This is a genomic window from Aeromicrobium terrae (assembly GCF_008039565.1).
Lineage (GTDB): Bacteria > Actinomycetota > Actinomycetes > Propionibacteriales > Nocardioidaceae > Aeromicrobium > Aeromicrobium terrae.
On sequence record NZ_VDUX01000008.1, the window covers coordinates 99763 to 125940 of the forward strand.

Here is a 26178-nt window from a genome sequence, read left to right on the forward strand (position 1 = left end):
TCGGAGCGGTCGGCTCAGCATGCAACAACTTTCACCCGAGTGGTGGGCGAACCGCCGATCAGACGCCGATCGGGTGCCAGACCGTCTTGGTCTCGACCCACTGCTCGAGGCGCGAGAGGGTCGGCTCCCGCAGCCAGTCCTCGTCGGACGGGCGGCGGACGCGCTTGAGGTTCTCCGCGCCGTCGGACTCCAGCGTGCGGGCGAGCTCCGGGTCGTCGACGCCGGTCAGGTCGAGGCCGTTGACGTCGCTGTGCGTGGCCAGCCACGGGGCGATCTCGGCCGAGCTGCCGGTGAGCAGGTTGACCACGCCGCTGGGGAGGTCGGACGTCGCCATGATCTCGGCCAGCGTGACGGCCGGGATCGGGTGCGCCTCGCTCGCGACGACGACGACGGTGTTGCCCGTGGTGATGGCGGGCAGCACGGTGCTGACGAGTCCGAGCAAGGGTCCCTGCCCATCAGCCGCCCGCGGCCCGGCACCCCCGCCTTGCGGCGCCACGATCGCCACGACACCGGTGGGCTCCGGCGACGACAGGTTGAAGAACGGACCCGAGACCGGGTTGGCGTTGCCGAGCACCTGGGCGTACTTGTCGGCCCAGCCCGCGTACCAGACGACGCGGTCGACGGCGGCGTCGACGACGGCTTCGGTCCTCTTCGGGCTCAGCCCCTCGGCCTCGCGCAGCTGCGTCGTGAGCTGGTCGCGACGCCCCTCCATCACTTCGGCGATCCGGTACAGGATCTGGCCGCGGTTGTACGGCGTGCGCGTGGACCAGCCGCCGAACGCCTTGCGCGCGGCGAGCACCGCGTCGCGGCCGTCCTTGCGCGACGCCTTGGCCATGTTCGCGAGGAACCGCCCCTTGGCGTCGACGGCCTCGTACGTGCGGCCGGACTCCGAGCGGGGGAACGCGCCGCCGATGTAGAGCTTGTGCGTCTTGCGCACCTCGACCCGACTCATGCGTGCTCCTTCAGGTACGAGGCGAGGCCGTGCCGGCCGCCCTCGCGGCCGTAGCCGGACTCCTTGTAGCCGCCGAACGGGCTGGTGGGGTCGAACTTGTTGAACGTGTTGGCCCAGACGACGCCGGCGCGCAGCTGCTCGGCCATCGACAGGATCCGCGAGCCCTTCTCGGTCCAGACGCCGGCCGACAGCCCGTACGGGGTGTTGTTGGCCTTCTCGACCGCCTCGGCGGGGGTGCGGAACGTGAGCACCGAGAGCACCGGCCCGAAGATCTCCTCGCGGGCGATGCGGTGGGCCTGCGTGACGCCGGTGAAGATCGTCGGCGCGAACCAGAACCCGTGGTCCGGGATCTCGCACGGCGCGGACCAGCGCTCGGCGCCCTCGGCGTCGCCGACGTCGGACAGCTCGCGGATGCGCGCGAGCTGCTCGGCGGAGTTGATGGCGCCGATGTCGGTGTTCTTGTCGAGCGGGTCGCCCAGGCGCAGCGTGCCCATGCGGCGCTTCAACCGTTCGAGCACCTCGTCGTAGACGCTCTCCTGCACCAGCAGGCGCGAACCGGCGCAGCAGACGTGGCCCTGGTTGAAGAAGATGCCGCCGACGATGCCCTCGACGGCCTGGTCGAGCGGGGCGTCGGCGAACACGATGTTCGCGGCCTTGCCGCCGAGCTCGAGCGTGAGCTTCTTGTCGGTACCGGCGACGGACCGGGCGATCTGGCGGCCGACGGCCGTGGAGCCGGTGAACGCGACTTTGTCGACGTCCGGGTGCTCGACGAGCGCCTGGCCGGTGGCGCCGGCACCGGTGACGATGTTCACGACGCCCGGCGGGAGGTCGGCCTGCTGGCAGATCTCCGCGAACAGCAGCGCGGTGAGCGGCGTGGTCTCGGCCGGCTTCAGCACGACCGTGTTGCCCGCGGCGAGCGCCGGCGCGATCTTCCAGGCCAGCATCATCAGCGGGAAGTTCCACGGGATGACCTGACCGGCGACGCCCAGCGGCTGCGGGTCGGGCCCGCGGCCGGCGTAGCCGAGCTTGTCGGCCCAGCCGGCGTAGTAGAAGAACCACTGTGAGACGAGCGGGATGTCGACGTCGCGCGACTCCTTGATCGGCTTGCCGTTGTCGAGCGACTCGAGCACCGCGAGCTCGCGGCTGCGCTCGGCGATGATCCGCGCGATCCGGTACAGGTACTTGGCGCGCTCGCGGCCGGGCATCGGGCCCCAGACCTTCTCGAACGCGCGCCGCGCCGCCTGAACGGCCTTGGTGACGTCGGCCTCGGAGGCCTCGCTGACCTCGGCCAGCACCTCCTCCGACGCCGGGCTGATCGACTTGAACGGCGTGCCCGTCCCGTCGACGAACTCGCCGTCGATGAACAGCCCGTACGAGCTCTTCAGGTCGACGATCGCCCGAGACTCGGGCGCTGGTGCGTACTCGAAAGCCATGATCAGTCCAAGGTGACGTAGTCGGGGCCGCTGTAGTGGCCGGTGATCATCTTCTGCCGCTGCAGGAGCAGGTCGTTGAGCAGCGAGGACGCGCCGAACCGGAACCAGTCGGGGCTCAGCCAGTCGTCGCCGCACGTCTCGTTGATGGTGACGAGGTACTTGATCGCGTCCTTCGACGTGCGGATGCCGCCCGCCGGCTTCACGCCGACCTGCCGGCCGGTGGCGATGCGGTAGTCGCGCACCGCCTCGAGCATCACCAGCGTCACAGGCAGCGTGGCCGCGGGCTGGATCTTGCCGGTGCTCGTCTTGATGAAGTCCGCGCCGGCGTCCATGGCCAGCCACGACGCGCGACGGACATTGTCGTACGTCTGGAGCTCGCCGGTCTCGAGGATGACCTTGAGGTGCGCGTCCCCACAGGCCTCCTTCACCGCGACGATCTCGTCGTGCACGCGCGTGTAGTCGCCGCGGAGGAACGCGCCGCGGTCGATCACCATGTCGACCTCGTCGGCCCCCGCCTCGACGGCGTCCTGGGTGTCGGCGAGCTTCACGTCGAGCGCGGCGCGGCCGGACGGGAACGCGGTGGCGACTGCCGCGACGTGCAGCCGGTCGCCGACGACCTCGCGGACGGTGCTGACCATGTCCGGGTAGACGCAGACGGCGGCGACGGGCGGGCACGTGGAGTCGGTCGGGTCGGGGCGCAGGGCCTTCGACGACAGGGCCCGCACCTTGCCCGGCGTGTCCGCACCCTCGAGGGTCGTGAGGTCGACCATCGAGATGGCGAGGTCGATCGCCCACTGCTTCGACGTCGTCTTGATCGAGCGCGTACCGAGCCCGGCCGCCCGGGCCTCGACCCCGACGGCGTCGACGCCGGGCAGCCCTTCGAGCGTCCTGCGCAGCGATTGCGTCGCGCTTGCCACGTGTCCCTCCCAACCTGCGGGCGCCTGGCGCGTCCGCGTCCTCCAGAGTACGGCGCAACGGCAGACTGAGGCCATGTCGGGACCCCTCAGCCTGGCCGTCGTCGTGGCCCACCCGGACGACGACGCCTACGGCATGGCCGGGATGGTCGCCCTGCACGCCGAGGACCCGGGGTTCCGGTTCATCCTGATCCACGCCACCGACGGGGGAGCGGGCGACATCCGCGAGGGATTTCCCGCGACGCGAGAGACCCTGGGCACCATCCGCAAGGGCGAGGACGAGGCCGCATGGCGCGCCCTCGGCCGGGAGCCCGACCGGCACGAGTGGCTCGACATCCCCGACGGCGAGGTCGGCGACGTGCCCCTGGAGGAGCTGGCCGGGCGGATCGAGGAGATCCTGGTCGAGGAGCAGCCGACCGTCGTCGGCACGTTCGGCCCGGACGGGATCTTCGCCCACCCGGACCACATCGCCGTCGGCGCGGCCACCGACGTCGCGTTCCTGCGGCACGCCCAGCGCAGCGGCACCGCGTTCCGGCGGCTGCTGCACAGCGCCATCCCGCAGTCGGTGTTCGAGCGGTGGCAGGAGCAGCGCGCGGCCATGGGCCTGTGGACCTGGGACCCGACGCAGGTCTTCCACATGCGCGGCGTCCCGGACGAGCAGATCGGCCTCGTCGTCGACACCCGCAGCGTCGCCCACCGCACCGTCGCCGGCCTCCGCGAGCACAAGAGCCAGCATCACGTCATGACCGACGACCCGGACGACGTCGAGCGCATGCAGAAGATCATGAGCCGCGACTGGGCCGTCGTCGCGTGGCCGGAGCGCGAGCCGGGGACGCCGGTGCTGACGGACCCGTTCGAGGATCTGCCGTAGGGCAGAAATCCCTTAAGTCACAGGGTTTTCCACTGGTATACGAACGTCTGTTCTAGTAGGCTCGAGTCATGGATTCGGGGCCCGTGATCGAGCGGTTGCGCACCGCCGCGCGGGCCCTCGGGTCCGGCGATGAGCGTGAGCTCGACGGCGCCTCCACGGTCACCACCTGGACCCGCAACGAGCTGCGGCTCGACGCCCGCCAGACTCACCAGCTGCTGCGCGCGGGCGCGGCGATGCGTGAGCTCGACGCCGTCGGCGAGGCAGCGCACGCGGGCCGCATCCGCCTGGACCATGTCGACGCGTTCGCCTACGGCATCAAGCACATCGACGCCGGCACCGTGCGCGAGGCGCAGCCGTGGCTGCTGGACGTCGCGCTCACGTGCGAGCCGAGCGCGCTGCGCCGGATCATGCGCGAGCTGCGTGAGGCCGTCTACCCCGGTTCGCTCGACGACGAATGGGCTCGGGGCATGAATCGCGAGGACCTCCAGGTCAACGCCGTGCCCGACGGGTGGCACGTGAACGGCTTCCTGAACACCGCCACCGGGGCCAAGCTCAAGACGGTTCTGGACACCCTGAGCGCTCCGTCCGATGCCGAGGACAAGCGAACGGGCGCCGAGCGTCGGGTCACCGCCGTCGACGACCTCTGCAGCCAGGTGCTGGAACACGGCCTGCCGTCCGACGGCGGCATCCGGCCCCACCTGTCCGTCCTCGTCGACGCCGACGGCACCGCCACCCTGGAGCGCTTCGGCCGCATCGGCCCCCAGCTGCTCGACTTCCTCGGGTGCGACGCCACCGCCACCGGGATCGTCGTCCGCGACGGCCAAGCCCTGGCGGTCGGACGCACCAAGAGGCTCGCCACCAAGGCCCAGCGACTCGCCGTGAACGCCCGCCAAGGCGGCATCTGCGCCGCCCCCGGCTGCACCCACACGCACCTGCAGTACCACCACATCGTCTCCTGGAGCGCCGGCGGCCCGACCGACCTCGACAACCTGATCGGCCTGTGCGTCCGCTGCCACCAGCTCCTCCACCGCGGCCACCTGCAGATCATCCAGACCCGCGACGGCACCCAACGCTTCGCCGGCCACAGCCCGCGCCCCGAGCGCGACGCCTACCGGCAACGGCTCGCCACCTACCGCGAGAAGCGCGCCGTCCACCGCACCAGCCGCACCATCGAACGCCACCGCGACCGCCCCGTCGCACCCCTGCGCACCTGAGCCAACGGAAGCACCGGATTTCACCTACGCCTATGCGCGCTCGCTGCGAGAGCACCGGCATGAGCGCGCGTATTCGCGATGCGTCAGAGGCCGAGGGCTGAGGCCAAGTCGGTCTTGATCCGCTCGATGGTCCCGCTGGCCTCGGAGCGGGCCACCTCCATGGACTCGCGCACGGGGATGACGACCTCGATGTAGCACTTCAGCTTGGGCTCGGTGCCGGACGGGCGGCAGATGATCCGGCCCGTGTCGCCGAGGCCGAGCCGCACGCCGTCGGTGGGCGGCAGACCCCGGTACCCGTCAGCCAGGTCGTCGACGCTGGTGACGTCGATGCCGGCGAGCGACGTCGGGGGAGCGGTGCGGAGGGTGGACATGGCGTCGCGGATGATCGCCAGGTCCTCGACCCGGACGGACAGCTGGCCGGTGGCGTGCAGGCCGTGCTCGCGGTAGAGGTCGTCGAGGCGGTTGATCAGGCTGCGGCCCTCGGCCTTCAGCTTGGCGGCCATCTCCAGCACGAGCAGGATCGCGGAGACGCCGTCCTTGTCGCGGGCGATGTCGGGAGCGACGCAGTAGCCCAGCGCCTCCTCGTAGCCGTAGGCGAGGTCGTCGATCTTGCCGATCCACTTGAAACCCGTCAGCGTCTGCGCCCAGGCCCGTCCGGCAGCCTCGGCCTGTCGACCCAAGAGATCAGAGCTGACGATCGACGCGGCGTACGTCCCGGCAGCGCCCCGCCCCAGCATGAAGTCCGCCAGCAGCGACCCGACCTGGTCACCCGTGAGCATCCGGTACGCCTCACCGTCTCGGACGCCGACGGCGCACCGGTCGGCGTCGGGGTCGTTGGCGACGATGATGTCGGCCTGCACCTCTGACGCGAGCTTGAGCGCCAGGTCCATCGCTCCCGGCTCCTCGGGGTTCGGGAACGCGACGGTGGGGAAGTCCGGGTCGGGCTCGGCCTGGTCGCGCACGACGTGCAGCGGCGGGAACCCGGCGCGGCGCACCACCTCGACGAGGGTGTCGCGCCCGACGCCGTGCAGCGGCGTGTAGACCGCCGTGATGTCGCGGGGGCCGTCACCGGGCAGCGCCACCACGGCGTCGACGTACGCCTCGGCCACCTCGGGCCCGAGCCGGGTGTACTCGTCGCTGCGCGCCATCTCGTCGACCCGTGGAGCCGCGTCGATGAGCGCTGAGATGTCCGAGTCGGCCGGAGGCACGATCTGGCTCGAGTCGGCCAGGTACACCTTGTAGCCGTTGTCCTGCGGCGGGTTGTGCGACGCCGTGACCATCACGCCGGCGGTGCAGCCGAGGTGGCGGATGGAGAACGCGGTGACTGGCGTGGGCAGCGGCTCGGGCAGCAGGTGCGCGTGCACGCCCAGCGCCGTCATGATCTCGGCGGTGTCGCGGGCGAAGACGTCGGAGTTGTACCGGGCGTCGAACCCCACGACGACGCTGGGCGACGATTCCCGCTCGAGCAGGTACTGAGCCAGCCCCCACGCCGCCTGCGCGACGATCACGCGGTTCATCCGGTTGGGGCCGGCGCCGAGCGCACCCCGCAGACCGGCGGTGCCGAACTGCAGCCGCTCGGAGAACCGCTCCTCGATGGCCTCGGTCTCGCCGGCGTCGACCAGCGCCTGCAGCTCGTCGCGCGTTGCCGGGTCGGGGTCCTGGGAGATCCAGTCGCGGGCGCGGTCGAGCAGGTCCATCGTCAGATCCGGGGAAGCACGTCCGCCAGGAGGGCGCCCATCCGCGCCGCCGACGAGCGGCCCGCCTCGAGCACCTCTTCGTGGTTCAGGGGAGCGCCGGTGATGCCGGCGGCGAGGTTGGTGACGAGCGAGATTCCGAGCACCTCGAGCCCGGCCTCGCGGGCGGCGATCGCCTCCAGCACCGTGGACATGCCGACGAGGTCGCCGCCGATGGCCCTGACCATGCCGATCTCGGCCGGCGTCTCGTAGTGCGGGCCGGGGAACTGGACGTAGACGCCCTCGTCGAGCGACGGGTCGACCTCCTGGCAGAGCTTCCGCAGCCGCGAGGAGTACAGGTCGGTCAGGTCGACGAAGTTCGCGCCCTCGATCGGCGACGTCCCCGTCAGGTTGATGTGATCCTTGATCAGGACCGGCGTGCCCGGCTCCCATGCGGGGTTGAGCCCGCCGCAGCCGTTGGTCAGCACGACCGTCCTCACGCCGGCTGCCGCGGCCGTGCGCATCGCGTGCACGACGGACGCGACGCCGCGCCCTTCGTAGAAGTGCGTGCGCCCGAGGAACACCAGGGCGCGCTTCTCACCGACCGGCACGGATCGGATCGTGCCGCCGTGCCCCTCGACTGCGGGAGCGCTGAATCCGGGCAGGTCGGCGGCCGGCAGCTCGTGCTCCGGCTCGCCCAGCGCGTCGGCGGCCGGGAGCCAGCCGGAGCCCATCACCAGGGCGACGTCGTGGGTGGCGCCCGCGGTGCGCTCGGCCAGCGCGGCGGCGGCTTCTCGGGCGAGGTCGGTCGGGCTCACCTGCCGTACATTACGGGGCGTGACACACGTGGGGATCATCGGCGGCGGACCCGGCGGCTACGAGGCGGCACTGGTCGCCGCGCGGCTCGGAGCCGACGTCACGGTGGTCGAGCGCGACGGTCTCGGCGGCTCCACGGTGCTCACCGACTGTGTCCCCAGCAAGACCCTGATCGCCACCAGCGACCTGCTCACCGAGGTCGAGTCGTCGGCCGAGCTCGGCGTCGACGTGCCGCGCGAGGCGAAGGCCGACCTCGCCGCCGTCAACGACCGTGTTCTCACCCTCGCGAAGGCGCAGTCGTCCGACATCGCGCAGCGCCTCGAGGCCAGCGGGATCGAGATGATCGCCGGATCGGCACGGCTCGACGGCCCCAAGACGATCGTGGTCGACGACCGCCGCATCGACGTCGACGCCGTGCTGCTCGCCACCGGCGCGCACCCGCGTGTCAGCCCCGACGCCCAGCCGGACGGCGCGCGGATCCTCACCTGGGAGCAGGTCTACAACCTCCGCGAGCTGCCCGAGCACATGATCGTCGTCGGCTCCGGCGTCACCGGCGCGGAGTTCGCCAGCGCCTACAACGGGCTCGGCGCGCAGGTCACCCTCGTCTCCAGCCGCGAGCGCGTGCTCCCGGGCGAGGACGCCGACGCCGCCTCCCTCATCGAGACCGTCTTCACCCGCCGCGGCATGGACGTGATGAGCACGTCCCGGATGGCGTCCGTCGAGCGCACCGACGGCGGTGTCCTCGTGACCCTCACCGACGGACGTACCGTCGCCGGCTCGCACTGCCTGCTCGCCATCGGCTCGATCCCCAACACCGCCGATCTGGGTCTGGAGAGCGCCGGCGTCGCCCTCGACGACTCCGGCTTCGTCCGCGTCGACCGCGTCTCGCGCACCACGGCGCCCGGCGTCTATGCCGCCGGCGACTGCACCGGCGTCCTGATGCTGGCGTCGGTCGCCGCGCAGCAGGGCCGCATCGCGATGTCCCACCTCCTTGGCGACGCCGTGCACCCGCTCGACCTCGAGAAGGTCTCCAGCAACATCTTCACGTCGCCGGAGATCGCGACGGTCGGGCTGTCGCAGCAGAAGATCGACGAGCGCGGGCTGCACTCGGACGTCGCGATGCTGCCGCTGAGCACGAATGCACGCGCCAAGATGCAGGGCGTCCACGACGGCTTCGTGAAGCTGTTCGCGCGTCGCGGCGGCGAGGTCGTCCTCGGCGGCGTCGTCGTGAGCCCCCGCGCCAGCGAGCTGATCCACGGCATCTCGCTCGCGGTGTCGGCGTCGCTCACCGTCGACCAGGTGGCCGACGCGTTCACGGTCTACCCGAGCCTCTCCGGTTCGGTCGCCGAGGTCGCCCGACGCCTCCATAGGGCCTGACCTGCGCAAATGACACGCGTGTAGTTCCGCAGGTCACCGCATCGTGCTTGGCGAACCCCTCCCACGTGTGGTCCGATTCTCCTACAGTCACAGCAATCACAGCCGCAACATCAGTCACAGGATTGGTCTTCCCCCATGCATTCCTGGCGCCTTCTCCGACGAGCCCTTCCCTTCACGATGGTGCTCGTGCTGCTCGGCGCGGTCCTCGTCACCAACGCCCGCGCGACGCTCGACGCCCAGGACGGGGCCGCGGCGAAGCCGGCGGTCGTGCACGAGCAGGACGTCCCCCGCGCTCCGGCCGCCACGACGAAGCAGCCGACCGCGAAGACGAAGACCTCCCGACCCGCCGTGGTGGCCCAGCTGCCCGAGACGACGGTCCGCTCCTTCTCGATGCTCGGCGTCACCTGGGACCCCGACGCCCGCTCCGCCGACCTGGCCGTCGAGGTCCGGTGGCGGCACGACGGCCGCTGGTCGTCCTGGACCCCCCTCGACCTCGAGCTCGGCCCCGACGTCGAGGGCGGCCGCCCCGGCACCGAGCCGCAGTGGACCGACGCCTCGGACGGTGTCGCCGTCCGCGTGACCTCGACGTCGGGCCACAAGCCGTCGGGCCTCCGCGTCGCGATGATCGACCCGGGTGCGGGCGCGGACGTGCGTCCCGTCGCCGCCACGGTCGGCCAGCCGGCGATCATCATGCGCAGCCAGTGGGGCGCGAGCGCCGGTGGCACCTGCTCGTCGCCGGTCTACGGTGCGACGACGCTCGGCGCGGTCATCCACCACACCGCCGGCTCGAACACGTACACGAAGGCGCAGTCCGCGAGCATCGTGAAGGCGACGCAGGCGTATCACATCAACAGCCGCGACTGGTGCGACATCGGCTACAACTTCCTGGTCGACAAGTACGGCCAGATCTTCGAGGGTCGCAAGGGCGGCATCACCAAGCCGGTCCGGGCCGCGCACTCGGGCAACGACCCCGTGAACCAGGAGACGATGGGCGTCTCGCTGATGGGCACGTTCACCTCCACGGAGCCGACCGCGGCCATGAAGGACTCGGTGGCCAAGCTCGTCGCCTGGCGCTTCGCTCTGTACAACCGGCCGGCGAAGGGCACCTACTCGCTCGGCGGCAAGACGCTCAACCGCATCGCCGGGCACCGCAACGTCGTGAGCACCGAGTGCCCGGGCGCCAAGGTCTACGCCTGGCTGAGCGCGAGCGGTGGCCTGCGTGACTCCGTCGAGAAGATCCTCGCCGGCGGCACCACGACGCAGCCGTCGCCGATCGCCCAGCTCGCGGCCCAGCTGGGTCCGGAGAAGACCGGCGCCCTGGTGAAGGCCGAGTACGGCTCGGACCGGGAGCGACGCGCCAACTACGAGAAGGTCGACATCATGTGGGCCGAGGGCTTCGGCACCCACTACGTCGCCGGGACGTTCCGCACCGAGTGGCTGCGGCTCGGCTCCAGCGCCGGCCAGCTGGACTTCATCACGTCGAACCAGCTGTCGACGAGTGACCCGAACGTGACCGTCCAGCGGTTCAAGAACGGGTCGATCTACCGGGTGAAGAGCCCGGACCGCTTCGACGCGTACGGGCTGTGGGGGCCGATCGCGGAGAAGTACAAGGCGTCGGACGAGGCCGGTGGTGTTCTCGGGGCACCACGGTCCTCGATCGACGAGGTGAAGCCCGGTGTCCTGAAGGCCACCTTCGACAAGGGCTTCATCCAGCTCGACGTGGCGACGGGCACCGTCACGCAGGAGCTCACGGGCACCTCGTCGACGCCGACGGACAGCGTCACCGTGCCGTCGAGCCGCTCGATCGCGCTCAAGGGTCACGGCTACGGGCACGGCATCGGCATGAGCCAGTACGGCGCGCAGTCGGCGGCCGGCGGCTGGCGCCAGCTCACGTACGACAAGATCCTCGCCTACTACTACCCGGGCACCGCCCTCGCGACGAAGACCGCGAACCTGCGCGTCCTGATCAGCAAGGACACCAGCTCCGACGTCGTGGTCAAGGACTCCGGCTCGATGACGGTCCGCGACGTCTCCGCCGCGAAGACGACCACGCTGTCCAGCACGTACGGCGGCACGGCCGTGTCGGAGTGGCGGATCGTCGTGCGCTCCGCCAAGCCCTCGGAGTCGTGGCTGCAGTACCGCTACTCGGGCGGCGCCTGGAAGCGCTACCCGAACCTGACGTTCAAGGGCTCGGCGTACTTCAAGCGCCCCGGCGCCCTCAAGCTCGTCCTGCCCGGCGGGTCGGTGGCCCGGTACTGGGGCGAGATGTGGTCGGTGAAGCCCAGCTCCACGTCTACGACGCGCGACACGATCAACAAGGTCTCGCTCGAGTACTACGCCCGGGGCGTGGTGCCGCGGGAGATGCCGTCGTCCTGGCGCGCCGAGGCGCTCAAGGCCCAGGCCGTGGCCGCCCGCACCTACGCACTCCGCACCTCCAACGCCTCGCGCTACTACGACGTCTGCGACACCACGTCGTGCCAGGTCTACGGCGGCGTCGACGACGAGACGTCGGCGACCAACGCGGCCGTCGCCGGGACGAAGGGCAAGATCGTCACCTACGACGGCAAGCCCGCGCTGACCCAGTTCTCGTCGTCGTCCGGCGGGCGGTCCGCCGCCGGCAGCGAGCCGTACCTCAAGGACAAGCTCGACACCTTCGACCTCGAGAGCGAGAACGCCAACCTCAACTGGTCGGTGTCGGTGGCGGCGTCGAAGCTGGAGAAGGCCTACCCGAGCATCGGGACGCTCCGCTCTTTGGCGGTGACCAAGCGCACGGGTTACGGTGACTTCGGAGGCAGGGTGGTCTCCCTCAAGCTCGTCGGGTCCAAGGGCTCGACGACCATCTCGGGAAGCACGGCACGTTCGGTGATGGGCCTGAAGTCCACCTGGTTCGCCTTCGACTGACACCGAGTCCGCCGTCGAGGAGCCGCATGCAGCACCCGCACCGCCCATCCGTCCCGCTGCTCCTCGTCCCCCTCCTGGCCCTGCTCGTACCGATGGCGCCGGCTGCCGCCCAGCCGACCGCCACCGTCGCCGAGGCGCGTCAGCCCGCGCCCGCGAAGGTCACGGAGCAGCGGGTCCCCGCCGTGCACACGAAGGCGGCGGTCGCCGAGCTGCCCGAGGTGGGCACCTCGACGTTCTCGCTGGTCGGTGTCACCTGGAAGCGCGGCAAGGACGACGCCGACGTGGACGTCTCGGTCCGCGTCCGCACCGGCAAGACCTGGGCCAAGTGGCAGCAGCTCGAGGTCGACGAGGACGGCGGCGACGTCGGCCGCGCCGGCACGGAGCCGCTCTGGGTCGACAAGGCCGACGGGGTGGCAGTTCGCGTCCGCGGTCACCGGCCGGCGGACCTCCGCGTCACGACGGTGAACGCCCCGGCCCCGGCCGCCCAGACGCTCGCCGCGGACGAAGCCCCGGCCGCGGACGGGTCACCGACGTTCACGCCGAAGCCGGCCATCCGCACGCGCAGCAGCTGGGGCGCCCGCCCGCACACCTACTGCGACAAGCCGCAGACCGGCGGGACCACCAAGGGCGTCATCGTCCACCACACGGCCGGCTCCAACAGCTACAGCGCGAGCCAGTCGGCGTCCATCGTCCGGGCCATCCAGGCGTACCACATGAACGGGCGCGACTGGTGCGACATCGGCTACAACTTCCTCGTCGACAAGTACGGCCAGATCTTCGAGGGCCGGTTCGGCGGCGTCGACCTCACGGTGCGCGGCGCGCACGCGGGCAACAAGTCCGTCAACACCGACACCATGGGCGTCTCGATGATGGGCACGTTCACGTCCACGATGCCGTCGAGCGACATGCAGGCCGCCATGGTGAAGCTGATCGGCTGGCGGCTCGGCACGTTCCTCCAGTCGCGCACCGGCACGTTCAGCTCCGGAGGGAAGACGTACAAGCGGATCTCCGGGCATCGCAACGTGGTGTCCACCGCCTGCCCGGGCACCAAGGCGTACGGCTGGCTGAGCGCGTCGGGCGGGCTGCGCGACCGCGTCGTCGCCTACGCCTCGAGCTACTCGACGCCGATCTCCACCCGGGCCGCCGAGCTCGGCTCGGCGTTCACTGGACCCACCTACCGCGGCGAGCGCGACCGCGGCAGCTTCCACGAGATCCGGATGAAGTACGTCGACATCTACGACCACGAGGGCACCGGCACGCACTACACGCGCTCGTACACGCGGACCGAGTACCGCAGCCGCGGCGAGCAGTCCGGGCCGCTCGGGTTCCCCACCACCGACCGCACGCACTCGACGACGGGTGCCATGGACGTGCAGCGCTTCGAGCACGGCAGCATCTACCAGGTCGACCGCGGCAACGGCGTCGTCCAGACCCCGGCGATGTGGGGCGTGATCGAGCAGAAGTACATCGAGCTCGGCGAGGGCAAGAGCGCCCTGGGGCGCCCGTCCAAGGGCATGACGCCGCTGAGCAACGGCCGGTTCCGGGTCGACTTCAACAACGGCAGCATCTACCAGAACTCCGACGGGTCGGCCTCGGTCCGCCTGACGTGAGGATTCCGCTTTGGCGGCGGTCTGGGATACTCGGGGCATGACGCAGCTGCTGAAGTCGGTCGGCATCTCAGCGGCGGCCAGTGCGGGGGCCCTGGCGCTCGCAGCGTGGATCTTCGACGACTTCGACGTCCGGTTCGGGTGGTTCGTCGTGGCCGTGGTCCTGTTCACCGCGCTGTCCGTGACGCTGCGCGAGATCGTGACGTCGACGGTCGACCGGTTCGTCCGGGGCTACACGATCCTCGGCGGTCTCGTGCTGACGTTCGTCGCGCTGTGGGTCACTGACCTCGCGGTGCCGAAGAGCGGCTTCGACATCGAGGGCACCTGGACGTGGATCGGCGTCACGGCGCTCGTGTGGGCGGCCGGGGTGGCCTACGGCGAGGTCGACACCCGCGCCCCGGCGGACGCGCCGCCGGTCAAGCGCAAGGGTTAGGCGTCGGCGATGTCGGCGATGACCGCGCCGGCGCCGACCGTCTCGCCCACGGTGGCCGCGAGGTTGCTGATCGTGCCCGCCTTGTGGGCGTTGATCGGCTGCTCCATCTTCATCGCCTCGATGACGACGACCAGGTCGCCCTCGGCGACCTCCTGACCGTCCTCGACGGCGATCTTCACGACCGTGCCCTGCATGGGCGAGGTGAGCGAGTCGCCGCTCACGGCGGCACCTCCGCCGCCTCCGCCCTTGCGCTTCGGCTTCTTGGCGCCGCCGGCCGCTGCTGCCGTGGCCCCGAGGCCGCCCGGCAGGACGACCTCGACGCGCTTGCCGCCGACCTCGACGACCACGCGCTCGCGCTCGGCCGGCTCGTCGGTCTCGGCACTGCCGCCGTAGGGCTCGAGCTGGTTGTCGTAGTCGGTCTCGATCCACGTGGTGTAGACGTCGAACGAGCCCTCCGACGCGTTGTACGCCGGGTTGTCGAGGACGTCGCGGTGGAACGGGATGACCGTGGGCATGCCGTCGACGACGAACTCGTCGAGGGCGCGGCGCGAGCGCTCGATCGCCTGCTCGCGCGTGGTGCCGGTGACGATCAGCTTGGCGACGAGAGAGTCGAACGAGCCCGGGACGGTCTCGCCCTCCTCGTAGCCGCCGTCCACGCGGACGCCCGGACCCGACGGGGGAGCCCACTTGGTCAGCGTGCCCGGCGCCGGGAGGAACCCGCGGCCGCCGTCCTCGGCGTTGATGCGGAACTCGATGGAGTGGCCGCGGATCTCCGGGTCGTCGTAGCCGAGCTCCTCGCCGGCGGCGATGCGAAACATCTCGCGGACCAGGTCGATGCCCGTGACCTCCTCGGAGACGGGGTGCTCGACCTGCAGGCGGGTGTTGACCTCGAGGAACGAGATCGTGCCGTCGCGGGCCACGAGGAATTCGCACGTGCCGGCGCCGACGTAGCCGGCTTCCTTGAGGATGGCCTTGGACGACTCGTAGAGCCGCTTCAGCTGGTCGTCGTCGAGGAACGGCGCGGGCGCCTCCTCGACGAGCTTCTGGTGGCGGCGCTGCAGCGAGCAGTCGCGCGTGGAGACGACGACGACGTTGCCGTGCTGGTCGGCGAGGCACTGGGTCTCGACGTGGCGCGGCTTGTCGAGGAACTTCTCGACGAGGCACTCGCCGCGGCCGAACGCCGCCACGGCCTCGCGGACGGCCGACTCGAACGCCTCGGGGATCTCCTCGCGGGTGCGGGCGACCTTGAGGCCGCGACCGCCGCCGCCGAAGACCGCCTTGATGGCGACCGGGAGGCCGTTCTCGTCGGCGAAGGCGAGGACCTCGTCGGCGTCCTTGACCGGGTCCTTGGTGCCGGGGGCGAGCGGCGCGTTCGCCTTCTGGGCGATCTGCTTGGCCTTGGCCTTGTCGCCGAGGTTCTCGATGGCGGACGGCGGCGGGCCGATCCAGATCAGGCCGGCGTCGATCACGGCCTGCGCGAAGTCGGCGTTCTCGGCGAGGAAGCCGTAGCCGGGGTGCACGCTGTCGGCGCCGCTCTTCTCGGCGACGGCGATGATCTTCTCGATCGAGAGGTACGAGTCGCCGGGCGTGGCGCCGTCGAGGGAGTAGGCCTCGTCGGCGAGCCGGACGAACAGTGCGTCACGGTCGGGCTCGGCGTAGACCGCCACGCTCCCGATGCCCGCGTCCTTGCACGCGCGGATGACCCGCACGGCGATCTCGCCACGGTTGGCGATGAGGACCTTGGTCAGGGGCTTGCTCACGGAGTCTCCTCGGTCGGCGCCGGATTGCCGACTAGATTCTAGGGGTGGTCGTGGCCGCTTGCTCTCCGGGACGGGGTTTGGGCCCTGGGGTTAACGGCCGTTAACATGAGGGCCATGACACTGTCAGCCGACCACGAGGACTTCCGCCGCACCGTCCGGGAGTTCGCCGAGTCCGAGATCGCGCCGCACGTCGCGCAGTGGGATCGCGACCACTTCTTCCCGGTCGACACCGTCCGCTCGATGGGCAAGCTCGGCCTCTTCGGGCTGACCGCGCCGGAGGAGTTCGGCGGCGCCGGCGGCGACTTCACCAGCCTCTGCGTGGCCATCGAGGAGCTCGGCCGCGTCGACCAGGCGCTCGGCGTCACGCTGGAGGCCGCCGTCGGCCTCGGCATCAACCCGATCCTGGAGTACGGCACGCAGGAGCAGAAGGAGCGCTGGCTCCCCGACCTCGTCGCCGGCCAGGCGCTCGCCGCGTTCGGCCTCACCGAGCCCGGCTCCGGGTCCGACGCCGGCAGCCTGCGCACGAAGGCCGACCTCGATGGGGACGAGTGGGTCGTCAACGGGTCGAAGCAGTTCATCACCAACTCCGGCAACGAGCTGACCTCGGTGGTCACCGTGGCCGCGCGCACGGGCGAACGGCCGGACGGCCGCCCGGAGATCTCGGCGATCCTGGTCCCGGCCGGCACCGACGGGTTCATCGTCGAGCCGCCGTACGACAAGCTCGGCTGGAACATCTCCGACACCCACCCGCTGACCTTCAACGACGTCCGCGTGCCGTCCGACCACCTGCTCGGGGAGCGCGGCCGCGGCTACTCGCAGTTCCTCGCGACGCTCGACGACGGCCGCATCGCCATCGCCGCGCTGGCCGTCGGCTGCATCCAGGCCTGCCTCGACCTGTGCGTCGCGTACGCGGGCGAGCGCACCACGCTCGGCGACATCCCGATCGGCCAGAAGCAGGGCGTGGCGTTCCCGATCGCCGACCTCGCCGTGATGGCCGAGGCCGGCCGGGCGCTCACGTACCAGGCGGCGGCCCTCAAGGACTCCGGCGCGAAGCACGCCGAGATCAAGAAGGCCGCGTCGATCGCGAAGCTCTACACGTCGGAGGCGGCCGTCACGGCCACCCGGATCGCCACGCAGGTGTTCGGCGGCTACGGCTTCATGGAGGAGTACCCGGTGGCCCGGTTCTACCGCGACGCCAAGATCCTCGAGATCGGCGAGGGCACCTCCGAGGTCCAGCGCATCCTCATCGCGCGCAGCTTGGGTCTACCCGCTGAATGACCAGAGGTCCGTCCACCGGACCCCGAGGTCACCGACCAGGTCGCGAAGGACGGGCAGGCTGATCCCGACGACGGTGTGGTGGTCGCCCTCGATACCCCGCACGAACGCGCCGCCGAGGCCGTCGATGGTGAACGCGCCGGCCACCTGGAGCGGCTCGCCGGTGGCGACGTAGGCGTCGATCTCGGCGTCGTCGAGGTCGGCGAAGTGCACGATCGTCTGGGCGGGCTCGATGAACTCGCGGTCGCCGCGTCGTACGCAGTGCCCGGTGTGCAGGACGCCGGACTTCCCGCGCATGCGTCGCCAGCGCACGACCGCCTCGGCGACGTCGGCCGGCTTGCCGAGGATCTCGCCCTCGAACGCCAGCACGGAGTCGCAGCCGATCACCAGGGCGTCGGGGTCGTCCAGCCGGTCGGCGACCGCCCGGCACTTCATCTGGGCGAGCGCGGAGGCCAGGTTGGCGGCGTCGTGCGACGTCACCTGCTCCTCGTCGACGCCGGAGACCACGACCTCGGGGTCGAGGCCGGCCGACCGGAGCGTGGCCAGGCGGGCCGGCGAGGCGGATGCCAGGACGACTCTCATCGTGTTTCCTCCCGATGGTCGTGGCGGGTGCGGACGACCTCGAGCCCCGGGGTCGCCAGCAGGTCCTCGACCAGCCTGGCCGTGCCGCCGACGCCCGTCCACTCGCTGTCGATGTTCGTGGTGACGGTCCACGCATGGTCGGCCGGCCAGATCAGGTTGGGGCTGTTCACGTCCCGGGGGTGGCCGGGCGCGTAGGGAGCGGCTCCCCACCGACCCGCGTCGGCGAGCGGGCCGGCGAACAGGAGGTAGTCGTGGTCGAGCGCGAGCTTCGGGCCGTCGAGCACGTCCTGGGGGAACGCCGGCGGTGGCGGCGGCTGCTTGCGCTCCGGTCGGAAGATCCGGCCGGGCCAGCGCATCGGTCCGCTGAAGGCGACGAGGAACCCGGCGGCGTCCCCGCCGTGCAGCTCGCCGTACCCGTCCCAGAGTCCGAAGCGGCAGTCGTCGGGGGTGGTGGTGTGCTGCGCCAGCACGTCGCAGAGCCGGCGAAGAAGCTCTTCCTCGACGTGGCCCTCCTGCCGCCAACCGTCGTCGGCGTGGTGGAGCAGGCGCGCGTAGGCCTCGAACCCGGACGGGCCGAGGCAGGGGTCGGCGCCGCGGAGCCAGTCGCCTGCCGCGACCTCGGACACCGGGCGCAGCGTCACCTCAGCTCCAGGCGGACCGGCGCCACTGGCCGGGACCGACGCGCAACGGCGTGCGGTGCGCCCGGGCCGGGTGGCCCCACTCGCTGCGCGGACGCTTCCTCGTGCGGGACGCCGCGTGCGCCGCCGCCGCGTTGCGAGCCGCCACGACGGCGACGAGCGCCGCGAGCTCCTCGGGCGTCAGGTCGCCCTTCACGACGCGCAGGACCGGCTTGGCCGGAGTGGTGGCCTCGTCGCTCACAGGGGCACGTTCCCGTGCTTGCGCGGGTGCCGGGTCTCGCGCTTGGTGCGGAGCAGGCGGAGCGCCTTGACGATCTCGACACGCGTCTCGCGGGGCTCGATGACCTGGTCGACGTAGCCGCGCTCGGCCGCGAGGTACGGGTTGCAGAGCGTGTCCTCGTACTCGGTCATCAGCTCGGCGCGCAGCGCCTCGGGGTCGTCGGCCTCCTTGAGCTGCTTGCGGTAGAGGATGCCGACCGCTCCGGACGCGCCGACGACGGCGATCTGGGCGGTGGGCCACGCGATGTTCAGGTCGGCGCCGAGGTGCTTGGAGCCCATGACGTCGTACGCGCCGCCGTAGGCCTTGCGCGTGATGACGGTGACCAGCGGCACGGTGGCCTCGGCGTAGGCGTAGATCAGCTTCGCGCCGCGGCGGATGATGCCGTTCCACTCCTGGTCGGTGCCCGGGAGGAAGCCGGGGACGTCGACGAACGTGAGCACAGGGATGTTGAACGCGTCGCAGGTGCGGACGAACCGGGCGGCCTTCTCGGACGCGTCGATGTCGAGGCAGCCGGCGAACTGCATCGGCTGGTTGGCGACGACGCCGACGCTGCGGCCCTCGACGCGGCCGAAGCCGATGACGAGGTTCGGGGCGAACAGGGCCTGGACCTCCAGGAAGTCCTGGTCGTCGAGGACGGTCTCGATCACGGTGCGGATGTCGTACGGCTGGTTGGCCGAGTCCGGGACGAGCGTGTCGAGGGCGATGTCGATGTCGTTCGGCTCCAGCTCCGCGACGTCGTCGTACGGCTCCGGCTCCTCCAGGTTGTTCTGCGGGAGGTAGGAGATCAGCGCCTTCACGTACTCGATCGCGTCCTCCTCGTCCGAGCCCATGTAGTGCGCGTTGCCGCTGCGGGTGTTGTGGGTCCGGGCGCCGCCGAGGTCCTCCATCGTGACGTCCTCGCCGGTGACCGTCTTGATGATCTCCGGGCCGGTGATGAACATGTTCGACGTCTGGTCGACCATCACGACGAAGTCGGTGAGCGCGGGGGAGTAGACGTGGCCGCCGGCGTTGGCACCCATGATCAGCGAGATCTGCGGGATGACGCCCGACGCGTCGACGTTGAGCTTGAAGATCTCGCCGTAGAGGCCGAGCGAGACGACGCCCTCCTGGATGCGGGCGCCGGAGCCCTCGTTGATGCCGATGATCGGGCAGCCGGCCTTGACCGCCATCTCCATGACCTTGACGATCTTCTCGCCGTAGACCTGGCCGAGGCTGCCGCCGAAGACGCTGAAGTCCTGGCTGAACACGCAGACCTGGCGGCCGTCGATGGTGCCGTAGCCGGTGATGACGCCGTCGCCGAGCGGGCGGTTCTTCTCCAGCCCGAACGCGGTGCTGCGGTGGCGGGCGAGCGCGTCGAGCTCGACGAACGAGCCCTCGTCGAGCAGCTGGTCGATGCGCTCACGGGCGCTCTGGCGGCCGCGGGCACTCTGCTTCTCGTGCGCGCGCTCGGCCATCTCGACCCGTGCGGTGTCGCGGCGCTTCTTGAAGTCGTCGAGCTTTCCGGCGGTGGTGTGCAGCTCGGGATGAGCCTCGATCTCGGCGTCGCTGGCGGCGTCAGTCATGACCAGAAGGGTATGCGAGGGTGCTGTTCATGTCGTACCGGGACCTGGGCCGCCCGCCACTGGACGGCCGCGCGCTGCGAGCCGCGCTGGTGGGCGAGAACACCTTCTGGACGGACGTCGTGGTCACCCCGACCACGGCCAGCACGAACGCCGACCTCGCCGAGGCCGCCCGCGCGGGTGCTCCCGAGGGCACCGTGCACACCACCGACCACCAGGTCGCCGGCCGCGGACGGCTCGACCGCACCTGGGAGTCGCCGGAGGGATCGGGCCTGGCCGTCTCGGTGCTCCTCCGCCCCGACGACGTCCCGGCCACCCGGTGGGTCTGGCTGCCGCTGCTCACCGGGCTGGCGGTCGCCGCGACCGTCGAGGAGTGCGGCGTCGAGTGCGGCGTGAAGTGGCCCAACGACGTCCTGGTGGACGAGCGCAAGATCGCCGGCATCCTGCTGGAGCGCGTGGAAACCGGGACGGGTCCCGCCGCAGTGGTCGGCATCGGCCTGAACGTCTCCCTCCGCGAGGACGAGCGACCGATCGAGACGGCCACCTCCCTCGCCATCGAGGGCGCCACCGAGACCGACCGGACCGTCGTCCTGCGCGTGCTGCTGCGCAACCTCGAGGCGCTGTACCGGGCCTGGCGATCCACCGGCGGCGACCCGTCCGCCGGGATCCGCGAGTCCTACGTCCGGCGCTGCCTGACGATCGGCTCGCAGGTGAGCGTCGCGATGCCGGACGGCTCCACGCTGACCGGGCGGGCCGAGGACGTCGACGAGCACGGCCGCCTCGTCGTCGACGGCCGCGCGCTGAGCGCCGGGGACATCACGCACGTGAGACCGGCCACCCCCGGTTCGTGACAAACTCGGACCATGACCTTGCCCCGCAAGCTGATGGTCGACGGCGAGCAGACCGTCGCCACGACCCGCACGCACGTGAAGGTGCTGTTCCTGCCGGTCGTCATCCTGCTGGCCGTGGCGCTGGCGGGCGGATTCCTCGCCGGCCGCATCGGCGACTCCGGCAACGGCGTGCCGCGCTGGATCGTGATCGGCGTCGCCGTCGTGCTCGTGCTCTGGGGATCGGTGCTCCCGTTCATCCGCTGGTACACGTGGACGTACACGATCACCAACAAGCGGCTGGTCGAGCAGAAGGGCATCCTGACGCGCACCGGTCGCGTCATCCCGCTCAGCCGCATCAACGACGTCTCGTTCGAGAAGAACCTGAACGACCGGATCCTCGGCTGCGGCACGTTGATCATCCACGACGCCAGCGAGCAGGCCGGGCTCGAGCTGCGCGACATCCCGCACATCGAGGACATCCACCGCACGATCACCGGGCTCGTCGACCGGGCCCACGGCGGGAGCGATGAATCCATCTGAGCCCAGGCAGCAGCTGAGGGAAGAGCTCGCCCGCCTGATCCTCGGCGGCGAGACCCGCCTGACCGGGGACGAGGTCCTCACCAAGGGTGGTCTCAGCCGTGAGCACGGCGACCGACTCTGGCGCGCCCTCGGCTTCCCCGACACCGGCAGCTCCCCGGCTTACGGCGAGACCGACGTCGAGGCGATCGAGATCGTGGCGGCCGCGCTCGAGGAGGGCCTGCTCGACGAGGCGACGATCTTTCGGATGACCCGCGCCCTCGGCCAGACGATGTCGCGGCTGGCGGACTGGCAGATGGGCACGCTCGTCGAGCAGGTCGAGTCGCACGTCGAGGAAGGGCGGGCCGGCGGCCGGCTCGAGGCCGCCGTGATGCTGGCCCAGCAGGCCGAGCCCGGCTTCGAGCGGCTGATGATCTACGCGTGGCGGCGGCACCTCGCGGCCGCGGCCACCCGCATGGAGGCCCTGGGCGCCGCCGACGCCGAGCTGCTCAGCACGACCATGAGCGTCGGGTTCGCCGACCTCTCCCGCTTCACGTCGCTGTCCAACCAGCTCGACGACGCGAGCCTCGGCGCGCTCGTGGAGAGCTTCGAGTCCCAGTGCACGGACGTCGTCACGGCGCACGGCGGCCGCGTCATCAAGGCGCTCGGCGACTCCATCCTGTTCGTCAACCCGGACCCGCGGGCGGCCACGGTGACCGCGCTGGAGATGGTCAGCAGCGTCGGGTCGCACGGCGAGCTGCCGGCCATCCGGGCCGGCTTGGCCACCGGCTCGGTGCTCAGTCGGCTCGGCGACGTCTTCGGCCCACCCGTCAACCTGGCGTCACGCCTGTCCCACGTGGCCCGGAGCAACCGGGTGCTCATCGACGACGACACCGCGTCCGCCCTCGACCCGGACGAGTTCGAGTGCCGGCCGCTCCCACCGCGTCCGCTGCGCGGCTTCGGCAACGTCTCGCCCATCACCGTGAGCGTCCGGACCGGGTTCCGCTCCTCTAGGCTCAACTCATGAGCAGTGCCGACCAAGGCCGCCCAAGGCCCGGCACCCCCGCCGGGCTCGCCGTGATCGGTGGCGGCCAGCTGGCTCGGATGATGCAGCAGGCGGCGATCGGTCTCGGGGTCCGGATCCGGCTCCTCGCCGAGGGCCCCGACGTCTCAGCGGCCCAGGTGATCCCCGACCACGTCGTGGGCGACTACACCGACCTCGACGACCTGCGCACCGCGGTCGCCGACGCCGCCGTCGTCACGTTCGACCACGAGCACGTGCCGCCGGAGCACCTGGCCGCCATCGAGGCCGAGGGCCACGCGTGCCGCCCCGGCCCGCACGCCCTGATCTACGCCCAGGACAAGCGCGCCATGCGCGAACGGCTCACCGAGCTCGGTGCGCCGTGCCCGCGCTGGGCGGTCGTCGAGTCGCCCGGAGACCTCGCGGACTTCGGTCTCCCCGCCGTCCTGAAGACCACCCGCGGCGGCTACGACGGCAAGGGCGTCTGGGTCGTGCGGGAGCCGGCCGACGCGGACGAGGCGTTCGCCAGTGGCCGGCCGCTGATCGCCGAGGAGCTCGTCGACTTCCGGCGCGAGCTGTCCGCCCAGGTGGCGCGCCGCCCGTCCGGCGACGTCGTGGCCTACCCGGTCGTCGAGTCCACGCAGGTGGACGGCGTCTGCAAGGAGGTCGTCGCACCGGCCCCCGACCACCCGGACGCCGCCCAGGACCTTGCGCGACGCATCTCCACCGAGCTCGACGTCGTCGGCATGCTCGCCGTGGAGCTGTTCGAGACCCGGGACGGCCGGCTGCTCGTCAACGAGCTGGCCATGCGGCCGCACAACACCGGCCACTGGTCCATCGACGGCTCGGCCACCAGCCAGTTCGAGAACCACCTGCGGGCCGTCCTCGACCTCCCGCTGGGACCCACCGATCCCCACCACCCGTGGTCCGTCATGGTCAACATCCTCGGCGGCGCCGTCGAGGACCTGGCGGCACAGCGCTCCGTCGTGCTTGCCGAGGACCCGGGCGTGCACGTCCACCTCTACGGCAAGACCGTCAAGGCCGGCCGCAAGGTCGGGCACGTCACCGTCGTCGGGGACGACCTGGACGAGACACTGTCCCGCGCGCGCCGCGCCGCAGACCTCTTCGAGAAGGGATCCACCGATGGCTGACGCACCCAGGGTCGGGATCGTCATGGGGTCGGACTCCGACTGGCCCACGATGCAGGAGGCGGCGACCGCCCTCGACGAGCTCGGCATCGCCTACGAGGCCGACGTCGTCTCCGCGCACCGGATGCCGGACGAGATGCTCGCCTACGGACGCGAGGCCCACGGCCGCGGCCTCGAGGTGATCATCGCCGGCGCCGGGGGAGCGGCCCACCTCCCCGGGATGCTCGCGTCGGTCACCCCGCTGCCGGTCATCGGTGTCCCGGTGCCGCTCAAGTACCTCGACGGCATGGACTCGCTGCTCTCGATCGTCCAGATGCCGGCCGGGGTCCCCGTGGCGACCGTGTCGATCGGCGGCGCGCGGAACGCCGGGCTGCTGGCCGTTCGCATCCTCGCCACCGGCGACCCGGCCCTGACGGACCGCATGACCGCGTTCCAGGCCGAGCTCACCGAGGCCGCCCGCGCGAAGGGCGCCAACGTCCGGTCGCCCGGGCCGTCGGCCGGCTTCCGCTAGCTAGTACAGGCCCTTGGCGTACTGCTCGCCGTAGTACGCCTCGAGCTCCTCGAGGGAGTCCTCGGGACGTTCCAGCGACTGCGCGATCCGGGCCCGCGACGGCACGGCGTCGGGCTGCCACGTGTCTGGCTCCCAGAGGTGGGACCGCAGGAACGCCTTCGCGCAGTGGAAGAAGACCTGCTCGACGGCGATCTCGCAGATCAGCGCGGGGCGGTGGCCCTTGACCACCATCTCGTCGGCGTACGGGGCGTCGGTCAGGAGCGTCGCCCGGCCGTTGACGCGCAGCGTGTCACCACGACCGGGCACGACGAACATCAGCCCGATCTGCGGGTTCTCCAGCAGGTTCCGGTAGCCGTCCGCGCGCCGGTTGCCGGGCCGCTCGGGCAGCGCGAGCGTGTGCTCGTCGACGACGCGCACGAACCCCGGCGGGTCGCCCTTGGGGGAGACGTCGCACGTGCCGTCCGCGGCCGACGTGGAGACGGCGCAGAACGGGGACGCGGCGATGAACGCCTGGTGCTCGGGGTGGAGCCGGTCGCGGTCCTTGGCGAGCACGCGGGGGAGCGGCTCGCCCAGGACCGCGGTCAGCGCGGCGAGGTCACGGATGGTGCTCACTTCGGCAGCCCGTCCTTCGTGCAGAGGTTCCCGATCTTGTCGGTCTGGTCGTTCTTGATGTAGCCGAAGAACTTCAGCGCGCGCTCGCGGTCCCAGTGCACGGCGAAGTCGGCCAGCGGCACCGTGCAGCTCTTGCCGTCGCCGCTCATCGCGGCCGAGAGCGCGAGCGCGAACCGCGCGAGCGCGATGCGTCCGGTGCCCTCCCCGATCTGCAGCGAGCTGGCCGCGCCGTCGTTGACCTTGTAGTACCGGATCGGGTCGATGAACGTCCAGGGCGACTTCGCCTTGCGGGCGACGCCCCCGAGCACCTCGCGCTGGCTCTGCACGCGCTGGATGTCCTGCGTGGCGTAGGCGTGCCGGGCCCGCGAGTAGGCGAGGGCCGTGGCGCCGTCGGCGGTCTGGCAGCCCTTCTTCACGTCCAGCCCGGAGTCCTTGTCCTTGATGTCCTGCTTCGGGCAGATCTCGACGCCGTCGAGCGAGTCGACGACCTTCACGAGGCCGCCGAAGCCGATCTCGACGTAGTGGTCGATCCGCACGCCGGTGGCGTCCTCGATCGTGTTCACGAGCAGCTGCGGGCCGCCGAACGCGTAGGCCGCGTTGATCTTGGTCGTCCCGTAGCCCTTCACGGGCACGAGCGAGTCGCGCGGCAGCGACACGAGCGTCGAGGGTCCGTCGCCGGTGTGCAGCAGGAGGATCGTGTCGGTGCGGCCGCGCCCGCCGGAGTCGCCGCCGGTGGCGAGCCGCTTCTGCTCCTCCTTGGTCAGGCCCTTCCGGCTGTCGGACCCGACGAGCAGGTACGTGGTGCCCGGCTGGTCGCCCGGGCGGTCGCCGCCCGGGTCGGCGTCGACGGTCGTGATGGTGCTGTACGCCCACAGCGGCACGGCGACGAGGTAGACGATCCAGGCCAGCAGGAGCACGCCGATGACCCGCAGCGTCTTCTTGACCCCGCCGGCGCCACCGCGACCCCGTGACGAACCGGGCGGCGGGAGGTTCGGAGGGGGAAGGTCGTCGCGTGGCTCGGTGGCCTGCACGGAGGTGGGCGTGTCGTCCTCGCCCTTGCCCTTGCCGTACAGCCAGTCGTAGCCGCCCTCGGGGCGCTCATCCGGCATGCGGCTCATCCTAGGTGGCGTCAGAACCACCGGCGTGTCGCACGCAAACCTCAACCTCAACTCGAGGCTTCTGTGGTTCGATCAAGGCGTCCCTCTAGATCTTCCCCCGTGAGGAACCCATGGTTGACCGCACCTCTGTGTTGAGC

Annotated in this window: 24 protein-coding genes; 12 read left to right on the forward strand and 12 right to left on the reverse strand. The window is 71.1% G+C overall.

The annotated features are described in order from the left end of the window. Positions 1-58 precede the first annotated feature (58 nt). The 3 genes from FHP06_RS14820 to deoC are packed head-to-tail and all read right to left on the reverse strand — an operon-like array spanning position 59 to position 3302. The gene (locus FHP06_RS14820) at positions 59-952 is read right to left on the reverse strand and encodes an aldehyde dehydrogenase family protein (protein WP_147687574.1); all 894 of its coding nucleotides are present in this window, start codon (positions 950-952) and stop codon (positions 59-61) included. Beyond that, entirely contained in the window at positions 949-2385 is a 1437-nt protein-coding gene (locus FHP06_RS14825) for an aldehyde dehydrogenase family protein (protein ID WP_147687575.1), read from the reverse strand. The genes FHP06_RS14820 and FHP06_RS14825 overlap by 4 nt, the downstream gene beginning before the upstream one ends. A gap of 2 nt (positions 2386-2387) precedes the next feature. Beyond that, a complete protein-coding gene (gene deoC / locus FHP06_RS14830) occupies positions 2388-3302 on the reverse strand; it encodes a deoxyribose-phosphate aldolase (RefSeq protein ID WP_230973537.1) in 915 nt (304 codons plus the stop codon). Positions 3303-3375: 73 nt separating this feature from the next. Here deoC and FHP06_RS14835 point away from each other — a divergent pair, with 73 nt between their 5' ends. Both FHP06_RS14835 and FHP06_RS14840 read left to right on the forward strand, forming a co-directional pair. Continuing rightward, positions 3376-4170, forward strand: a complete 795-nt coding sequence (locus tag FHP06_RS14835; protein WP_147687577.1) for a PIG-L deacetylase family protein — start codon at positions 3376-3378, stop codon at positions 4168-4170. A 68-nt stretch (positions 4171-4238) separates the two neighbouring features. Continuing rightward, positions 4239-5384, forward strand: a complete 1146-nt coding sequence (locus FHP06_RS14840; protein WP_147687578.1) for an HNH endonuclease — start codon at positions 4239-4241, stop codon at positions 5382-5384. Between the two features lie 83 nt (positions 5385-5467). On the opposite strand, the gene FHP06_RS14845 is transcribed toward FHP06_RS14840, so the two are convergent. Next, positions 5468-7081, reverse strand: coding sequence for a phospho-sugar mutase (locus FHP06_RS14845; protein WP_222706501.1), 1614 nt, complete (start codon positions 7079-7081; stop codon positions 5468-5470). A 2-nt stretch (positions 7082-7083) separates the two neighbouring features. Then, complete coding sequence (locus tag FHP06_RS14850) at positions 7084-7875, reverse strand: purine-nucleoside phosphorylase (protein WP_269140145.1); 792 nt, start codon at positions 7873-7875, stop codon at positions 7084-7086. Between the two features lie 19 nt (positions 7876-7894). Here FHP06_RS14850 and FHP06_RS14855 point away from each other — a divergent pair, with 19 nt between their 5' ends. The 4 genes from FHP06_RS14855 (at position 7895) to FHP06_RS14870 (ending at position 14191) form a co-directional block, all read left to right on the forward strand. Continuing rightward, positions 7895-9250 carry an NAD(P)H-quinone dehydrogenase gene (locus tag FHP06_RS14855; RefSeq protein ID WP_147687580.1) on the forward strand — a complete coding sequence of 452 codons (1356 nt, stop codon included), beginning with the start codon at positions 7895-7897 and terminating at the stop codon, positions 9248-9250. A 135-nt stretch (positions 9251-9385) separates the two neighbouring features. After that, complete coding sequence (locus tag FHP06_RS14860) at positions 9386-12151, forward strand: SpoIID/LytB domain-containing protein (protein WP_147687581.1); 2766 nt, start codon at positions 9386-9388, stop codon at positions 12149-12151. A 26-nt stretch (positions 12152-12177) separates the two neighbouring features. Beyond that, a complete protein-coding gene (locus FHP06_RS14865) occupies positions 12178-13761 on the forward strand; it encodes an N-acetylmuramoyl-L-alanine amidase (RefSeq protein WP_147687582.1) in 1584 nt (527 codons plus the stop codon). A gap of 37 nt (positions 13762-13798) precedes the next feature. Next, positions 13799-14191, forward strand: a complete 393-nt coding sequence (locus FHP06_RS14870) for a phage holin family protein (protein ID WP_147687583.1) — start codon at positions 13799-13801, stop codon at positions 14189-14191. On the opposite strand, the gene FHP06_RS14875 is transcribed toward FHP06_RS14870, so the two are convergent. Beyond that, on the reverse strand, positions 14188-15951 hold the full coding sequence (locus FHP06_RS14875) for an acetyl/propionyl/methylcrotonyl-CoA carboxylase subunit alpha (protein WP_222706502.1): 1764 nt from the start codon (positions 15949-15951) through the stop codon (positions 14188-14190). The two genes, FHP06_RS14870 and FHP06_RS14875, sit on opposite strands and share 4 nt — an antisense overlap. Before the next feature lie 114 nt (positions 15952-16065). Between FHP06_RS14875 and FHP06_RS14880 the strand changes: the two genes are divergently transcribed. After that, a complete protein-coding gene (locus tag FHP06_RS14880) occupies positions 16066-17229 on the forward strand; it encodes an acyl-CoA dehydrogenase family protein (protein WP_147687584.1) in 1164 nt (387 codons plus the stop codon). Here the strand turns inward: FHP06_RS14880 and FHP06_RS14885 are convergent. The 4 genes from FHP06_RS14885 to FHP06_RS14900 are packed head-to-tail and all read right to left on the reverse strand — an operon-like array spanning position 17215 to position 20288. Beyond that, a complete protein-coding gene (locus FHP06_RS14885) occupies positions 17215-17808 on the reverse strand; it encodes a Maf family protein (protein ID WP_147687585.1) in 594 nt (197 codons plus the stop codon). The two genes, FHP06_RS14880 and FHP06_RS14885, sit on opposite strands and share 15 nt — an antisense overlap. Then, positions 17805-18449, reverse strand: a complete 645-nt coding sequence (locus tag FHP06_RS14890) for a hypothetical protein (protein WP_147687586.1) — start codon at positions 18447-18449, stop codon at positions 17805-17807. Before FHP06_RS14890 ends, FHP06_RS14885 begins: the two co-directional genes overlap by 4 nt. Position 18450: 1 nt before the next feature. After that, on the reverse strand, positions 18451-18687 hold the full coding sequence (locus FHP06_RS14895) for an acyl-CoA carboxylase subunit epsilon (protein ID WP_147687587.1): 237 nt from the start codon (positions 18685-18687) through the stop codon (positions 18451-18453). Continuing rightward, positions 18684-20288, reverse strand: a complete 1605-nt coding sequence (locus FHP06_RS14900) for an acyl-CoA carboxylase subunit beta (RefSeq protein WP_147687588.1) — start codon at positions 20286-20288, stop codon at positions 18684-18686. Before FHP06_RS14900 ends, FHP06_RS14895 begins: the two co-directional genes overlap by 4 nt. A 29-nt stretch (positions 20289-20317) precedes the next feature. Between FHP06_RS14900 and FHP06_RS14905 the strand changes: the two genes are divergently transcribed. From FHP06_RS14905 to purE, 5 genes are read left to right on the forward strand one after another with little or no spacing between them, the layout of a single operon-like run. Beyond that, positions 20318-21136, forward strand: coding sequence for a biotin--[acetyl-CoA-carboxylase] ligase (locus FHP06_RS14905; protein WP_147687589.1), 819 nt, complete (start codon positions 20318-20320; stop codon positions 21134-21136). Between the two features lie 12 nt (positions 21137-21148). Continuing rightward, the gene (locus tag FHP06_RS14910; protein ID WP_147687590.1) at positions 21149-21655 is read left to right on the forward strand and encodes a PH domain-containing protein; all 507 of its coding nucleotides are present in this window, start codon (positions 21149-21151) and stop codon (positions 21653-21655) included. After that, the gene (locus tag FHP06_RS14915) at positions 21642-22658 is read left to right on the forward strand and encodes an adenylate/guanylate cyclase domain-containing protein (RefSeq protein ID WP_147687591.1); all 1017 of its coding nucleotides are present in this window, start codon (positions 21642-21644) and stop codon (positions 22656-22658) included. Before FHP06_RS14910 ends, FHP06_RS14915 begins: the two co-directional genes overlap by 14 nt. Then, positions 22655-23803, forward strand: a complete 1149-nt coding sequence (locus FHP06_RS14920; protein WP_147687592.1) for a 5-(carboxyamino)imidazole ribonucleotide synthase — start codon at positions 22655-22657, stop codon at positions 23801-23803. The genes FHP06_RS14915 and FHP06_RS14920 overlap by 4 nt, the downstream gene beginning before the upstream one ends. Beyond that, positions 23796-24311, forward strand: a complete 516-nt coding sequence (purE, locus tag FHP06_RS14925; RefSeq protein WP_147687593.1) for a 5-(carboxyamino)imidazole ribonucleotide mutase — start codon at positions 23796-23798, stop codon at positions 24309-24311. The genes FHP06_RS14920 and purE overlap by 8 nt, the downstream gene beginning before the upstream one ends. On the opposite strand, the gene FHP06_RS14930 is transcribed toward purE, so the two are convergent. Further along, positions 24312-24923, reverse strand: a complete 612-nt coding sequence (locus FHP06_RS14930; protein WP_147687594.1) for a pyridoxamine 5'-phosphate oxidase family protein — start codon at positions 24921-24923, stop codon at positions 24312-24314. Next, a complete protein-coding gene (locus FHP06_RS14935) occupies positions 24920-26032 on the reverse strand; it encodes an LCP family protein (protein ID WP_230973538.1) in 1113 nt (370 codons plus the stop codon). The genes FHP06_RS14930 and FHP06_RS14935 overlap by 4 nt, the downstream gene beginning before the upstream one ends. Positions 26033-26178: the final 146 nt, after the last annotated feature.